Genomic DNA, 15,365 nt, shown 5'->3' on the forward strand with positions numbered 1-15,365 from the left:
GGGCTGCCGGAGGGCCGCCGCGGGCCCCGTAGGGCGGGCGGCTCAGCGGCTGCGTGGGTGGCGCAGGCGGGCCGACACCCAGCGGGCGCGGCGGTGGAGGATGCGCGGAATGCCCATGCGGGGGTCGGGACCGCCCCGCGGCCGGTGCTCGCCCCAGGCGTCCCGGTCGGGTCCTTCCGTCACCGCCAGCGAGGCGTCGGCCTCGGTGGCGCGCTCCTGAGTCAGGTCACGGTAGTCGTGCGTCCAGCCCATACCTGAAGCTCTGCCCGGGGCCCGCGGTCGGTAATCGCCCCTGGGCCCCGCAATTGGCCTATGCGCGGGGCAAGTGGCGGACGGCAGGGCTCCTGTGGCGGACAGCAGGCCCCTGTGGCGGACGGCGGCACGCGCGCGTGGCGGCCGGCACCCGCTCTCTCCGTCCCCCTACCGGTCCGGTTCGGGGTCCTTGAGCCAGCTGATCAGCTCCGAGGAGAAGGCCAGCGGGTCCTCCTCGTGGGGGAAGTGCCCCAGGCCGTCGAAGAGCCGCCAGCGGTAGGGAGCCTCCACGTATTCGCCGGAGCCCGCGGCGGAACGGGTGCGCATCACCGGATCGAGCGACCCGTGCAGGTGCAGCGTGGGGACGCGCACCGGCCGCTTCATACGGCGGTTGAACTGGACGCCGTCGGGGCGCGCCATGGACCGCACCATCCAGCGGTACGGCTCGATCGAGCAGTGCGCGGTGGAGGGGATCGTCATGGCCAGGCGGTACGTCTCCACCGCCGCGTCGTCCGGGAGCCGGGGCCCGGACCAGTCCCGGATCAGCCGGCCCACCAGCGCCGCGTCGTCGGCGACCAGCCGGCGCTCGGGCAGCCAGGGCCGCTGGAAGCCCCAGATGTGGGCGCTCGCGGCGCTCTGCCGCGGGTCGGCCAGCATGGCCGACCGCCAGCGGCGCGGGTGCGGCATCGAGGAGACCACCAGCCGGCGCACGAGCTTGGGCCGCATCACGGCGGCCGTCCACGCCAGGTAGCCGCCCAGGTCGTGCCCGACCAGCGCGGCGTCCGGCTCGCCCAGCGAGCGGATCACACCGGTGACGTCGAGCGCGAGGTTGGCCGGGTCGTAGCCGCGGGGCGTACGGTCGCTGCCGCCCACGCCGCGCAGGTCCATGGCCACCGCGCGGAAGCCCGCCTCGGCGAGCGCCGTCATCTGGTGCCGCCACGTCCACCAGAACTGCGGGAAGCCGTGCAGGAGCAGCACCAGGGGGCCCTGCCCCGTCTCGGCGATGTGGAACCGAGCCCCGTTGGCCGCCACCTCGCGGTGGGTCCACGGCCCCTCCGGGCGGACGACCGAGGCGGCCGTCGCCGGCCCCTGGCCCGGCGCGGCCGGCGGGCCGGGTGGCGCGGGCCGGTCGGAGGAGCCGGGGGACGCGGGCGCTTCTGGGGTCTCGGGCACCGTCATACGGACGAGCGTGTCACAGATGCGTCCGCCGGACCCGCGGCAGCGGCGGATCGCGGGTGCGGCTTGACGGTGCCGAGCACGGCGGCCGTCTCGCGGGCGGACGCGATGCTCCTCTCCGGCTTGCTGATCTTCTTGAACTTGGCCACGGCCAGCAGGCCCAGGGCCGCCGCCAGCAGCAGGAACGCGCCACCGGTGATCAGGAACGACCAGGCCAGGCCCAGGCCCAGGTTGTGGATGCCGTAGGCCGCGGCGAAGCTCAGCACCGGCAGGGAGAACAGCGCCAGGACGCCCGCGGCGGCGATGGCGCCGCCGCCGATGCCCACGCGGCGGGCGTCCTCGCGCAGCTCGGCCTTGGCCAGTGCGATCTCGTCGTGCACCAGCGCGGACAGCTCGGTGGTGGCCTGGGCCACCAGCTGGCCGAGGCTGCGGTTCGCGCCGTCGTCGGCTGCGCTCATCGGCTGCTCCCTCATCGTCCTCATCGTCTTCGGCTTCTTCTTTGCAGGTATGCCCGTCACGGCAGGTATGCCCGCCAAGGACGTCGCGCGTAAAGACTCTCAGATCATGCCCGGCCGTCGTCCTGGGTGGTGCGGCCCGCGGCCAGCTCGGCCAGCCTGCGGTGCTCGGCGGCCCGGGCCTCGTACTTCGCGGCCATGCGCAGGTGGAACTCGGGGTTGTGCTCCTCGTAGATGTCGGGGATGCCGTCCTCGTCCTCGTCGCGCTCCTCGTCGGCGGTGAGCTTCTTGTACTTGTTGTCGCGCATTTTGAGGAGGGCGCCCGACACGACGGCGGCTGTCAGCGATCCGACGAGGACGGCGGCCTTCACCTCGCCGGCGAGCACGGCGTCGTCGCCGAAAGCCAGCTCGCCGATGAGGAGCGAGACGGTGAAGCCGATGCCGGCGAGGGCGGCCACGGCGAGCACGTCGGGCCACTTCAGGTCGGGGTTGAGCTCGGCGCGGGTGAAGCGGGCCGCGGCCCAGGTGCCGCCGAAGACCCCGACGGCCTTGCCCACCACCAGGCCGAGGACGACGCCGAGCGTCTCGGGCCGGGTGAACACGTCCGCGAGGGCGCCGCCGGTCACGGCCACACCGGCGGAGAAGAGCGCGAAGAGGGGGACGGCCAGGCCCGCCGACAGGGGGCGCACGAGGTGCTCGATGTGCTCGCCGGGGGAGTGCTCCTCGTCCTCATGGCGCGTGCAGCGCAGCATGAGCCCCATGGCGACGCCGGCGATGGTGGCGTGCACGCCGCTGTTGTACATGAGCGCCCAGTTGACGACGGCCAGCGGTACGTAGACGTACCAGCCGCGTACGCCCTTGCGCAGGAGCAGCCAGAAGACGGCGAGGCCGACGACGGCGAAGCCGAGCGCCGCGAAGTTCAGCTTCGAGGTGAAGAAGACGGCGATGATGAGGATCGCGAAGAGGTCGTCGACGACGGCGAGGGTCAGCAGGAAGGCACGCAGGGCCGAGGGCAGGGCGGTGCCGATGACGGCGAGGACGGCGAGGGCGAAGGCGATGTCCGTGGCGGTGGGGACGGCCCAGCCGCCCAGGGAGCCGCCGCCGGTGGTGGCGACCGCCGTGTAGACGAGGGCGGGCACGGCCATGCCGCACAGGGCGGCGACGACGGGCAGGATCGCGGCCTTGGGGTCGCGGAGTTCGCCGGCGACGAGTTCGCGTTTGAGCTCGATGCCGGCGACGAAGAAGAAGACCGCGAGCAGGCCGTCGGCCGCCCAGTGCTGCAGGCTGAGGTCCAGGCCGAGCGCGGCGGGGCCGAGGTGGAAGGAGCGCACCGTCTCGTAGCTGCCGTGCAGCGGGGTGTTCGCCCAGATCAGCGCGGTGACGGCGGCGACGAGCAGCAGGACGCCGCCGGTGGTCTCGGTGCGCAGCGCGTCCGCGAGGTAGTTCCGTTCGGGCAGGGGCAGCCTGCCGAGGAAGACGGAACGGCGGTTCTGGGGCGCGGCCACGGTGATGGACCTCCTGGCGTCGGCAGCTGACTGGAACACACGCGTAGGCGTGTGTGAGTGCCGACCAGACTTCCCGGCGCGCCCTTGATTCTTGTCGCGATTTTGATGCGACAGGTACTTACCTTAACCGGAAAGAGTGAAGGGCGCCCGGCGGGAAGCCGGGCGCCCTTCATGGCGGCACGTGGCGGAGCGGGCCGGTGGAGGGCCGGTGACCTGGTCCTTCCTGGTCCGGCCCGGCCGTCGGCCCGTGATGGTGTCCTGTCAGTCCTCGGAGGGGGCGGCCGGGAGCTTGGCCTGGATGAGGTCCATGACCGAGGCGTCGGTGAGGGTGGTGACATCGCCCAGGGCCCGGTTTTCGGCCACGTCGCGCAGCAGCCGCCGCATGATCTTGCCGGAGCGGGTCTTGGGCAGCTCGGAGACGGGCAGGATGCGCTTGGGCTTGGCGATCGGGCCGAGCTGCTTGGCGACGTGGGCGCGCAGCTCCTCGACGAGGCCCGCCTCGTCGGCGCCCTGCTCCTGGCCGCCGCGCAGGATGACGAAGGCGCAGATGGCCTGGGTGGTCTGCGGGTCCTTCGCGCCCACGACGGCCGCCTCGGCGACCTTGGGGTGCGAGACGAGCGCCGACTCGACCTCGGTGGTGGAGATGTTGTGGCCGGAGACGAGCATGACGTCGTCGACGCGGCCGAGCAGCCAGATGTCGCCGTCCTCGTCCTTCTTCGCGCCGTCACCGGCGAAGTAGCGGCCGGCGAAGCGGGACCAGTACGTGTCGCGGTAGCGCTGGTCGTCGCCCCAGATGGTGCGCAGCATGGACGGCCACGGCTCGGTGAGCACCAGGTAGCCGCCGGCGCCGTCGGGCACCTCGTTGCCCTCGTCGTCGACGACGGTGGCCGCGATGCCGGGCAGCGGGACCTGGGCCGAGCCGGGCTTGGCCTCGGTGACGCCGGGCAGCGGGCTGATCATGATGCTGCCGGTCTCGGTCTGCCACCAGGTGTCGACCACGGGCGTGGCGTCGGCGCCGATGTGCTTGCGGTACCAGACCCACGCCTCGGGGTTGATGGGTTCGCCGACGGAGCCGAGGACGCGCAGGCTGGACAGGTCGAACTTGGCCGGGATGTCGTCGCCCCACTTCATGGCGGCGCGGATGGCGGTGGGCGCGGTGTAGAGGATCGTCACGCCGTACTTCTGGACGATCTCCCACCAGCGGCCCTGGTGCGGGGTGTCGGGGGTGCCCTCGTAGAGCACCTCGGTCGCGCCGTTGCTGAGCGGCCCGTAGACGATGTACGAGTGGCCGGTGACCCAGCCGACGTCGGCGGTGCACCAGAAGACGTCGGACTCGGGCTTGAGGTCGAAGACGGCGTGGTGGGTGTACGACGTCTGGGTCAGGTAGCCACCGGTGGTGTGCAGGATGCCCTTGGGCTTCCCGGTGGTGCCCGAGGTGTACAGGATGAACAGCGGGTGCTCGGCGTCGAACGCCTGGGGCGTGTGCTGCTCGGGCTGGCGGTCGACGAGGTCGTGCCACCACACGTCGCGGCCCTCGGTCCAGGCGAGGTCCTCCTGGCCGGTGCGGCGGACGACGAGGACGCTGCGGACGTTCTCGGTGCCGGGGCGGGTGAGGGCCTCGTCCACGGCGGGCTTGAGCGGGGAGGGCTTGCCGCGGCGGTAGCCGCCGTCGGCGGTGATCACGACGCGGGCGTCGGCGTCGTGGATGCGGGTGGCGAGGGCGTCGGCGGAGAAGCCGCCGAACACCACCGAGTGCGGGGCGCCGATGCGCGCGCAGGCGAGCATCGAGACGACCGCCTCGGGGATCATCGGCAGGTAGATGGCGACCCGGTCGCCCGCCTGCACGCCCAGCTCGGTGAGGGCGTGCGCGGCCTTGGAGACCTCGCGCTGGAGGTCGGCGTAGGTCAGGGACCGGGTGTCGCCCGGCTCGCCCTCGAAGTGCAGGGCCACCCGGTCGCCATGGCCGTTCTCCACGTGGCGGTCGACGCAGTTGTACGCCACGTTGAGCCGGCCGTCGGCGAACCACTTGGCGAACGGCGGGTCGGACCAGTCCAGGACCTGGGTGGGCTCGGTCTCCCACGACAGCCGGCGGGCCTGGGTGGCCCAGAAGCCCAGCCGGTCGGCCCGCGCCTGCTCGTACGCCTCTGCCGTGACGTTGGCCTCGGCGGCCAGAGCGGCGGGCGGTGCGAAGCGGCGCTCCTCCTTCAAGAGGCTGGCCAGGCTTTCGTTGCTCACGACATCTCCCTTTCCCAGGGGGCCCGTTGCGTCCCGGCCCTAGCTCATCAGCCCGGAGTGCGCCCTGACAAGGGGTGTCGGCCAATTCTGGTTTAGACCTGTGTCAGGGCGGCTGCCGCGGAGGTCGTCCGAGGTCAGAGGGGGTGGTGCGGTGCACCGTGTGCGCGGGGCGTACGGGTGTGCGGGCGCCGCGCGGCGCGTACGGGGCCGGGTCAGGCGGCATGGAGCACCCCCGGCCGGACGGCGGTGAACGTACGGGAGCGGCGGTCGAGGACGTACGCCTGGGCCTCGCCCACGTGGAAGTACATGCCCTGGAGCTGGAGGGCCCCCTCGGCCACCCGCCGGGCGACACAGGCGTGGGCCATCAGGTGGTCCAGCTGCTGCATGACGTTGACGAGCGCCAGCCGCTCGGCGTCGTCGGCGACCGGCCGCTCGGCGAGCGCGACCTCGCCGCGGCCGAGGTGGCCGATGCGCTGCATCCGGGCGAGGCTGGGGCGGCCGTGGCGGAGCCAGCGGGAGAGGGGGGTCTGGTCGGCGGGGGCGAGGCCGTGGCCGGCGGGGGAGGCGGCCATCTCCAGCAGGGCCTGCATGGCGCCGCAGCCGGAGTGGCCGCACACGGTGATGCTGCCGACCTTCAGCACCTCGACGGCGTACTCCACGGCGGCGGCCACGGAGTCGCAGCCGGTGCCGCTGCCGGGCGGCGGCATCAGGTTGCCCACGTTGCGCACGGTGAACAGGTCGCCGGGGCCACTGCTGGTGATCATGCTGGTGACGAGGCGGGAGTCGGCGCAGGTGAGGAAGAGCTGCCCGGGGCGCTGCCCCTCGCGGGCGAGCCGGGCCAGTTCCTCGCGGACCAGGGGCGCCGTCTCGCGCTGGAACGCGATGACGCCGCCGAGCAGCTGGGCCGGCGCGTCGGGTGCCTCGTCGGGGCCGGCGGCGGACTGCTGCCGGACGCAGTGGTGGTGCCGCCAGGGCGTCCACGGCCGGCAGTCGCTCCTGGTGTGGACGGTCGCGCCCGGCCGCGCGGCGCCGCGGCGGAGGCGGAGCGGACGGCGGTCCGCGGCCGGCAGGGCGTTGCCCGCGCGGCGCAGCACCCCGTACGCCGTGGCCCGGACGACGGCCGACCCGCCGGTCAGGCCGGCGGCGACCCCGACGGCGAACGCGGTGCCGAACGCCTCCCGCAGCGACGCGCCCGCAGTGAGGGCGATGCCCAGGGCGAGCGGCACGGTGAAGAGGAAGAGCAGGGCCGAGGCGGACGGGTCCAGTCTCAGGGCCCGCAGGGCGCGGCGGCGTGGCGGCCGCGCGGTGCTGCCCTGCGGGGCGGTGTCCTGCGGGGTGAGGGGGGCCGGGGTCGGCTGAGCGGGCATGGTCGTTCCCGTCTTCGTGGGGGCGGCCGGGACCGCAGGGGAAGGCGGACGTGGGTACGGCGGCGCGGACGGCGGTGTGGGGCGCGCAGATGCGCCCATCGTCAACGCTGAGTAATGGAATCGTAATGCTGGGTAAAGGTCTTTTGAAGGGTCCGCGGGGATCGTTCGCTCGAAGCGGTGAAAAGTATGTTTTTCCGCCTGTCCTGCACGGGGCATGCCAGGCCCGCGTGCCACGGTGGCCGTGGCCCGGCGCCCGGCGGCCCGGACGCCGGCCGGCTCCAGCGGCTGAGCACGGAAGAGCGAGGTGGCTGCGGTGGCGGTGGCTGCGACATGGAGGATCGCGCTGGGCGGGCTGACGGCCCTGGCCCTGACGACCGGCGCGACGGGCTGTGCGGGCGACGCGGCGCAGGGCGGCCGGGCGGGAGAGGCCGCCGACCCCAACGCCCGGCGCCCCGTACGGCTCATCGGCGACGGCTCCACCGCCGACACGGGCCCGCAGCCGCTCCAGCCGCGGCCCCGCAGGCTCGCCCCCGGCGAACGGCCGCCGCAGTTCGTCGTCTTCTCCTGGGACGGCGCGGGCGAGGACGGCCAGAAGCTGTTCTCCCACTTCCGCGAGGTCGGCAGGAAGTACCACGCGACCATGACCTACTTCCTCAGCGGCGTCTACCTCCTCCCTGACACCAAACGGCACCTCTACCACCCGCCCCGGCACCCCGCCGGCTCCTCGGACATCGGCTTCAACGACGTCGGGGGCGTCCGTGCCACCGCGGCCCAGGCCGGCGCCGCCTGGCTGGAGGGCAACGAGATCGGCACCCATTTCAACGGCCACTTCTGCGGCCGCGACCGCGGTGTGGGCACCTGGTCCGCCGAGGAGTGGAAGAGCGAGATCCGCCAGGCGGTCTCCTTCGTGCAGCACTGGAAGACCAACAGCGGGCTGAAGAACGAGCCGCCCCTGCCCTTCGACTACGCCAAGGAGCTCGTCGGCGGCCGCGCTCCCTGCCTGCTGGGCCAGCGCAATCTCGTCACGGCCGCCAAGGACATGGGCTTCCGCTACGACGCCAGCTCGGCCGGGGGACGGCAGGTCTGGCCCCGCCGGCTGAAGGGGCTCTGGGACTTCCCCCTCCAGGACGTACCCGTCCCCGGCCGCCACGGCGAGATGCTCTCCATGGACTACAACTTCCTGGCCAACCAGTCCGGTTCCCCGCGCGGCACCCGAGGTTCACGGAGCGAGGTGTGGGGATTCCGGGGGCGCCAGATGCGCGACGCGCTCCTGGCCGGCTTCGACCGCGCCTATGAGGGCAACCGTGCGCCGCTGTTCATCGGCGACCACTTCGAGTCGTGGAACGGCGGCGCGTACATGCGCGCGGTCGAAAGCGTCATCAGGACCGTGTGCACCAAGCCGGACGTGCGCTGCGTGTCGTTCAAACAGCTGGCCGACTGGCTCGACGCCCAGGACCCCCAGGTCCTCGCCGCGCTGCGCGAGCTGGAGGTCGGCAGGACGCCGCCCGGCGGCTGGGCCACGCTCAGACGGGCTGTGGGGCGGCCAGCAGGTGCTCGTCCAGGACGAAGGAGGGGTCGACCTGCGCGGCCAGATCGGCGCCGGTCTTCGCGTTCCCCCAGCTCTCCGCGTTCTTGAGGTGGAAGTGCACCATCTGGCGGGTGTACCGCCGCCAGTCCCGCCGCTCGTACGACGCGTCCGCCGCCCCGCGCAGTGTCTCCAGCGCCCGGCGGTTGGCCTCCTCCAGCAGCTCGAACCGCGGCGGGCGCCCCTTCTCCATGGCGCGCACCCAGTCCGAGTGCCCGAACGTGACCAGCAGGTCCTCACCCACCTCGGCACGCAGGAAGTCCAGGTCGTCGTCGCCCTGCACCTTGTTGCCCACCACCTTCAGCGCGACGCCGAAGTCCCGCGCGTACTCCTTGTACTGGCGGTAGACGGAGACGCCCTTGCGGGTGGGCTCGGCCACCAGGAACGTCATGTCGAAGCGGGTGAACATGCCGGAGGCGAAGGAGTCGCTGCCGGCCGTCATGTCGACCACCACGTACTCGCCCGGCCCGTCGACGAGGTGGTTCAGGCACAGCTCCACCGCGCCCACCTTCGAGTGGTAGCAGGCCACGCCGAGGTCGGCATCGGTGAACGGGCCGGTGACCATCAGCCGGACCGAGGCGTCGTCGTCCAGCCGCACCGGGCGGGCGCACGCCTCGTAGACCGGGTTGTCCTCGACGACGCGCAGCAGGCGTGAACCCTGCCCGGGCGGCGTCGTCTTGATCATGGTCTCCGCGGCCGGGATACGGGGGTTGGCGCCCCGCAAGTACTCCTTGATCAGCGGCAGTCGCGCACCCATCGCGGGCAGGGCGGCGCTCTCCGCCTCGTCGAGCCCCAGCGCCGCGCCCAGGTGCTGGTTGATGTCCGCGTCCACGGCCAGGACGGGGGTCCGGCCGGCGGCGAGGTGGCGGATGAACAGAGAGGACAGCGTGGTCTTGCCGCTGCCGCCCTTCCCCACGAAAGCGATCTTCATATTCACCAAGAGTAGGTGTCAGGGTGCGCTGAGTGAGAGACGTGAGTGAAGAGAACCACTCTTTCGAGGGGTGTTAACTCCGGATGCGTAGGGTCGTGCCCATGAGTACGACAGCCGATCCGCTCGCCGCCCTGGCCGCACTGCCGGGCGTCACCGACTCCGTGGACTCCGTGCGCAAGGCGGTGGACCGGGTGTACGGCCACCGGGTGATGCGGCGCCGCAGCACCGAGATCACCTCCGAGGCCGCGCTGCGCGGCGCCCGCGGCTCCGCGGCGCTCTCCGGCGCCGACTGGGCCCTGGAGGAGGTGCGCCGCCGCACCGACTTCAGCACCGGGGGCGAACCGCGCACGATCGGTGCCGCCCTGCGCCTGACCGCCGAGGCGGGCCAACTGCTCAGCGTCTGGGGACAGTCGCCGCTCCGGGTGCTGGCGCGGTTGCACCTGCTCGCCGCGGGGGGAGACCGGCCGGACGAGGCGGTCGGCCGGCCCCGGCTGCCCGGCGAAACGGTGGACGACCCGCAGGACGTGCCGGCGCCGGACGGTGCGCCGCTGCCCTCGGCGGACGAGGTCGCCGGGCGGCTGGAAGGGCTGGCGTCGCTGCTGATCGCCGGCAGCCGGGCGCCGGCGCTGGTGACCGCCGCGGTGGTGCACGGAGAACTGCTGGCGCTGCGCCCCTTCCGCTCCTGCAACGGGCTGGTGGCCCGCGCGGCCGAACGGATCGTGCTCGTGGGCAGCGGACTGGACCCCAAGTCGGTCTGCCCCGCCGAGGTGGGCCACGCGGAGCAGGGCCGGGAGGCGTACCGGTCGGCGCTGGAGGGCTACGTGTCGGGGACGCCGGAGGGTGTGGCGGCCTGGATCGCGCACTGCGGCCGGGCGGTGGAGCTCGGGGCGCGGGAGAGCACGGCCGTGTGCGAAGCGCTGCAGCGCGGCGCGGCCTGAAGCCGGAACGGCCGGACAGCGGCCGGATGCGCCGGAGTGGCCAGCCGGGGCGCGGGGCGTCCGGACAAGGGTTGCGGCGGTACCCGTGAACTGCGGTACCGCCGCTGGCACGTCCACCGGGTTACCAAGCGTGCACGATTTTTCGCCCATCAGGCCGGGTACTTCGCCCGCCACCTGGTGCGGCTGGCCCGTAATCGACGGGTCGGCGTCGCGTGGGTGCCCGGTATTCGTGCGTGCGGTCCGTGGGGCCTTGGTGCGTGAGGGCTTCCTCGCGGATGTCCTGGTCTCGCGGGCCGTTAACTCCTTTCTACTCCTGTCGTGGCACAACCGGAAGCCTGGGCTGCACTTCTTTGCTTTTGGCTGCAAAGGCGGGCATTGCGGTCAGTGCGGCCCTGCGCCGGCCGGCCATCCACATCAGTCCGGCGGTCGCCGCCGCGGCGGCGACCGCCGCGGCCACGAGTGCGGGCCGGGACGGCATGGAGAGCGCGGAAATGCGTTGTTTCAGGCGGACCGGCCGGCTGAAGGAGAGAATCGGCCAGCCGCGTGCGGCCGCTTCCCGCCGCAACCCGCGGTCGGGATTGACGGCGTGCGGATGGCCGACGGACTCCAGCATCGGGATGTCCGTCACCGAATCGCTGTAGGCGTAGCAGCGCGAGAGGTCGTACCCCTCCGACGCGGCCAGCTCCCTGACGGCCTCCGCCTTGGTGGGGCCGTAGGCGTAGTACTCGATGTCCCCGGTGAAGCGGCCGTCCTCGACGACCATGCGCGTGGCCACGACGCGGTCCGCGCCGAGCAGGGCGCCGATGGGCTCGACGACCTCGGCCCCGGAGGTGCTGACGATCACCACGTCGCGGCCGGCGGTGTGGTGCTCCTCGATGAGGGAGGCCGCCTCGTCGTAAATGATCGGGTCGATGAGTTCGTGCAGGGTCTCGGCGACGATCTCCCGGACCTGCTGGACATTCCAGCCGCGGCAGAGACTCGAGAGATAGCGCCGCATCCGTTCCATCTGCTCGTGATCGGCGCCGCCGGCGAGGAAGACGAACTGTGCGTATGCGGTGCGCAACACCGCGCGCTTGTTGATCAAGCCGCCTTGGTAGAACGACTTGCTGAAGGTGAGCGTGCTCGACTTCGCAATGACCGTCTTGTCCAGATCAAAGAACGCGGCGGTGCGAGGCAAGGAGTGGTTTTCCACTCCGCTGAGCATAGGGCCCTCCATTCGGCGTAAGCTGAGGCGTGTGGGTTTGCCTGAGAAGCCTCTCGGGTACACCATGGAAGTCACGGATCGTTCGCGACCGTGTCTAACCCGGCCCGACTCCTCCCCCCCCCCCGAGTCGGCCGTGGGGACGACCCCCGCTCTCCCCCCCGGCGGGGGTCGTCGCATGTCCGGATGCGTTTCGGTGGTCGCCATCGGGACCTCCCCTCCTCTGTGCGCCGCGACGAGCGCCGGACCCGCCCCCTTCATACCCGTTACGCAGCGTAATCAACAGGCTGCGCAGCGGAAGTCACCGGTATAGGTGAGCGGGATATTCACAACCGGCGAGTTGTCCACAGTTTTCGACCAAGATCCCCACGATTTACCGGGCCCACTCCACCGTGTTTCCCCGCGACTTCCGCGATGTGCGGATGCGCGAGCGCGAAGTGAGAGGGGAGGAGACCGTGACCGGATCGAGGACATCCGATTGCCCCGCTTCCGTGGACGGCCCGCAGAACGGGCCGCTGATCCTCACGGAGGACGAGGGACTGCTGGACGACCTGCTCCGCCTGTGCGCGGCGGCCGGTGCCGTGCCGCGGGTGGCGCACGGCACGGCCGTGCGCGGCCGCGACTGGGACGGCGCACGGCTGGTCGTCGTCGGCGACGACTGCGCGGGGCGGCTGTACGGCGTCCCGCGCCGGGAGGGGGTGGTGCTCGTCGGCAAGGACGCGGACGACGCCGGTGTCTGGCAGCGCGCCGTCGGCATCGGAGCGGCGAACGTCGCCCTGCTGCCCGGCCACGAGAACTGGCTCGTCGACCGCATCGCCGACGCGGCCGAGGGAGTCGGCCGGCCCGCGCTCACCGTGGGCGTGGTCGGCGGCTGCGGCGGCGCCGGGGCGAGCACACTCGCGTGCGCCCTGGCCCTCGGCGCGGCCCGCGCCGGAGAACGCACCATGCTGATCGACGGCGACCCGCTCGGCGGAGGACTCGACGTCCTCCTCGGCGGCGAGAAGGCCACCGGCCTCCGCTGGCCCGCCTTCGCCGGCTCCCGCGGCAGAGTCGCCGCCCAGGCGCTGGAAGAGGCCCTGCCCTCCGTCCACGCCCTGCGCGTCCTCAGCTGGGACCGCGGCGACTGCGCGGCCGTCCCGCCGGAGGCGATGCGGGCCGTGCTGGCGGCCGCCCGCCGGCGCGGCGGCGTGGTCGTCGTCGACCTGCCGCGCAGGCTCGACGACACGGCGGTCGAAGCCATCGGCCAGCTCGACCTCGGCCTGGTCGTGGTCCCGGCCGAACTACGGGCGCTGGCCGCCTCCCACCGGGTCGCCTCCGTGCTGAACCTGCTGATGAGGGACGTCCGCGCAGTCGTGCGCGGCCCGTTCGGCACCGGTATGGACGGCCCCGAGGTCGCGCGCCTGCTGGGCGTCCCCCTGGCCGGGGAGCTGCCGGCCGAGCCGCACCTCGCCGACGACGTGAGCGCGGGCCGCCCGCCGGGCGCCGCCGAGCGCGGACCGCTGGCCCGCTTCAGCACCGCGTTCTGGACCCACGCCCTCGCCGAACGACAGCAGGGGGAGCCGGCATGAGCACCGCCCTGCTTGACGCGGTCCGCCGGCGACTCGCCGAAAGCGGCGCCGAACCGACACCGGCGCGCGTCGCCGAGGCCCTGCGCCACGAAGGGCGGCTGCTGGGCGATGCCGAAGTCCTCGGCGAGGCCGCGCGGTTGCGCTCCGAGCTGGTCGGCACCGGCCCGCTGGAGCCCCTGCTCGCCGAGCCCGACGTGACCGACGTGCTGGTGACCGCCCCCGACCAGGTGTGGGTGGACCGCGGTACGGGGCTGCGGCGCACCGGCGTCACCTTCCCCGACGCGACCGCCGTGCGTCGGCTCGCCCAGCGCCTCGCCGCCATCGCCGGCCGGCGGCTGGACGACGCGCGGCCCTGGGTGGACGCCCGCCTCCCCGACGGCACCCGGCTGCACGCCGTGCTGCCCCCGGTCGCCGTCGGGTCGACCTGCCTGTCCCTGCGCGTGGTGCGGCCCCGGGCGTTCACCCTGGCGGAGCTGGAGGCCGCGGGCACGGTGCCGCCGGGCGGCCGGCGACTGCTCGCGGCCGTGCTCGACGCCCGCCTCTCCTATGTCATCAGCGGCGGCACGGGCTCGGGCAAGACGACCCTCCTGTCGAGCCTGCTCGGCCTGGTCGCCCCCGACGAACGGATCGTCCTCGCCGAGGACTCGGCCGAGCTCCGTCCCGACCACCCGCACGTGGTCCGCCTCGAGACCCGCCCCGCCAACCAGGAGGGCACCGGCCTGGTGACCTTGCGCGACCTGGTGCGCCAGGCGCTGCGGATGCGGCCCGACCGCCTCGTGGTCGGCGAGGTCCGCGGCCCGGAGGTCACCGACCTGCTGGCCGCCCTCAACACGGGCCACGAGGGCGGCTGCGGGACCGTCCACGCCAACGCGGCCGCGGACGTGCCCGCCCGGCTGGAGGCGCTGGGCTCCACCGCCGGGCTCGACCGGGCCGCGCTGCACAGCCAGTTGGCGGCAGCCCTGTCGGTGGTGATCCACATGGTGCGGGACCACGGCGGACAACGGAGGGTCGCCGAGGTGCACGTCCTGGACCGGGACGCCGCCGGATTCGTCACCACGGTGCCGGCGGCCCTGTGGGGCGCCTCCGGCTTCGTCCGCGGCCCCGCCTGGGCCCGGTTCGGGGCGCTGTGCGGCCGGGGGAGGCGGACGTCGTGACGGGGGCGGGCGGGGTGGCGTCGGTGCCGGTGGGTGTGCCGCCGTGGTCGGCGCAGGGGGCCGCGGTGTTCGCGGTGTTGCTGTTGGGTGCGGCGGCGGTCGCGGGAGTGCCGGCCTGGCCCGGCCGAGGCGTGCGGCGCGCCCGGCTGCTGCTCGCGGGTGGTGGAGCGGCGGAGCCCGGCGGGTGGCCGGGTGCGTGGCCGGTCCGGCCGGTCCGGGTGCTGCGGATCGTCCGGTGGGTGCGGCGTGAGGCGGTCGCGCGGCGGGAGCTGCTCTGCGTCGCGGGCGGGGCCGCCGTGGCGTGGCTGGGCGACTCGGCGCTGCCGCTGGTCGCCGGGGCCCTGGCGGTGCCGCTCGCCCGGCGGTGGCTGGCGGCACGACAGCACCGGCGGGAACGCGAGGCCTGCGAGTCGGCCGTCGTCGACCTGTGCGGCACGGTGGCGGGCGAGCTCCGCGCCGGGCGCCAGCCCGGCGAGGCGGTCGCAGGTGTGGCCGCACCCGGACTCGGCCCGGAGTGGCCCGCGGTGGTGGCCGCGGCGCGGTTCGGCGGCGACGTGCCGGAGGCGCTGCGGAAGGCCGCGGAGCGGCCGGGCGCCGAAGGTCTGGTCGGCGTCGCCGCGTGCTGGCGGGTCGCGGTCGACGGGGGAGCCGGACTGGCCGCCGGGCTGGAGCGGGTCGGTGCCGCGCTGGCCGCCGAGCGCGACCAACGGGACGACCTCCGGGCGCAACTGGCCGGTACGCGGTCCACGGCCGTGATGCTCGCCCTGCTGCCGCTGCTGGCCCTGCTGATGGGCAGTGCGCTGGGCGCCCGGCCGCTCGGGGTCCTGCTGCACACCGCGCCGGGGCTCGGCTGTCTCGTCGTGGGCGGGCTGCTGGAGAGCGTGGGCATCGCATGGACCGGGCGGATCGTCCGGGCGGCGGAGAAGCCGCAGAAACCACAGAAGCCGGAGAAGGGCCCGGAGAAGGGTTCGTGGACATGAAGGGGGAGGGGGAAGTGG

General features: G+C 73.5%; 12 protein-coding genes and 1 pseudogene. 5 read left to right on the forward strand and 8 right to left on the reverse strand.

Going from position 1 to position 15,365, the window contains the following annotated elements; translation table 11 throughout:
- Positions 1-42 precede the first annotated feature (42 nt).
- From IE305_RS24850 to IE305_RS24875, 6 genes and pseudogenes are all read right to left on the reverse strand, one after another.
- Positions 43-252, reverse strand: coding sequence for a hypothetical protein (locus IE305_RS24850; protein WP_190131971.1), 210 nt, complete (start codon positions 250-252; stop codon positions 43-45).
- 168 nt (positions 253-420) lie between these two features.
- On the reverse strand, positions 421-1,431 hold the full coding sequence (locus IE305_RS24855) for an alpha/beta fold hydrolase (protein ID WP_190131972.1): 1,011 nt from the start codon (positions 1,429-1,431) through the stop codon (positions 421-423).
- Positions 1,428-1,886 carry a phage holin family protein gene (locus tag IE305_RS24860; protein ID WP_190131973.1) on the reverse strand — a complete coding sequence of 153 codons (459 nt, stop codon included), beginning with the start codon at positions 1,884-1,886 and terminating at the stop codon, positions 1,428-1,430. Before IE305_RS24860 ends, IE305_RS24855 begins: the two co-directional genes overlap by 4 nt.
- 104 nt (positions 1,887-1,990) lie before the next feature.
- Positions 1,991-3,388 carry a Na+/H+ antiporter NhaA gene (nhaA, locus tag IE305_RS24865; protein ID WP_190131974.1) on the reverse strand — a complete coding sequence of 466 codons (1,398 nt, stop codon included), beginning with the start codon at positions 3,386-3,388 and terminating at the stop codon, positions 1,991-1,993.
- Positions 3,389-3,649: 261 nt separating this feature from the next.
- A complete protein-coding gene (acs, locus tag IE305_RS24870) occupies positions 3,650-5,623 on the reverse strand; it encodes an acetate--CoA ligase (RefSeq protein ID WP_190131975.1) in 1,974 nt (657 codons plus the stop codon).
- A 212-nt stretch (positions 5,624-5,835) separates the two neighbouring features.
- A pseudogene (locus IE305_RS24875) lies at positions 5,836-6,645 on the reverse strand (carbonic anhydrase); the annotation flags it as partial.
- A 664-nt stretch (positions 6,646-7,309) separates the two neighbouring features.
- Between IE305_RS24875 and IE305_RS24880 the strand changes: the two are divergent.
- Positions 7,310-8,626: a polysaccharide deacetylase family protein gene (locus IE305_RS24880; protein WP_229891496.1), complete on the forward strand. Its 1,317-nt coding sequence runs from the start codon at positions 7,310-7,312 to the stop codon at positions 8,624-8,626.
- Here the strand turns inward: IE305_RS24880 and IE305_RS24885 are convergent.
- Entirely contained in the window at positions 8,514-9,506 is a 993-nt protein-coding gene (locus IE305_RS24885) for an ATP-binding protein (protein ID WP_190131976.1), read from the reverse strand. The two genes, IE305_RS24880 and IE305_RS24885, sit on opposite strands and share 113 nt — an antisense overlap.
- 101 nt (positions 9,507-9,607) lie before the next feature.
- Here IE305_RS24885 and IE305_RS24890 point away from each other — a divergent pair, with 101 nt between their 5' ends.
- Positions 9,608-10,444, forward strand: coding sequence for a Fic family protein (locus tag IE305_RS24890; protein WP_190131977.1), 837 nt, complete (start codon positions 9,608-9,610; stop codon positions 10,442-10,444).
- 307 nt (positions 10,445-10,751) lie between these two features.
- Here the strand turns inward: IE305_RS24890 and IE305_RS24895 are convergent, their stop codons facing one another.
- A complete protein-coding gene (locus IE305_RS24895; RefSeq protein WP_190131978.1) occupies positions 10,752-11,648 on the reverse strand; it encodes an HAD family hydrolase in 897 nt (298 codons plus the stop codon).
- Between the two features lie 452 nt (positions 11,649-12,100).
- On the opposite strand from IE305_RS24895, the gene ssd reads away from it, so the two are divergent.
- From ssd to IE305_RS24910, 3 genes are read left to right on the forward strand one after another with little or no spacing between them, the layout of a single operon-like run.
- Positions 12,101-13,213: a septum site-determining protein Ssd gene (gene ssd / locus IE305_RS24900; RefSeq protein ID WP_229891498.1), complete on the forward strand. Its 1,113-nt coding sequence runs from the start codon at positions 12,101-12,103 to the stop codon at positions 13,211-13,213.
- Positions 13,210-14,367 (forward strand): TadA family conjugal transfer-associated ATPase, encoded by a 1,158-nt coding sequence (locus IE305_RS24905; RefSeq protein WP_190131980.1) that lies wholly within the window; start codon positions 13,210-13,212, stop codon positions 14,365-14,367. The genes ssd and IE305_RS24905 overlap by 4 nt, the downstream gene beginning before the upstream one ends.
- A complete protein-coding gene (locus IE305_RS24910) occupies positions 14,364-15,347 on the forward strand; it encodes a type II secretion system F family protein (RefSeq protein WP_229891500.1) in 984 nt (327 codons plus the stop codon). Before IE305_RS24905 ends, IE305_RS24910 begins: the two co-directional genes overlap by 4 nt.
- Positions 15,348-15,365: the final 18 nt, after the last annotated feature.

This window comes from Streptomyces mashuensis (genome assembly GCF_014654785.1).
Taxonomy (GTDB): Bacteria; Actinomycetota; Actinomycetes; order Streptomycetales; family Streptomycetaceae; genus Streptomyces; species Streptomyces mashuensis.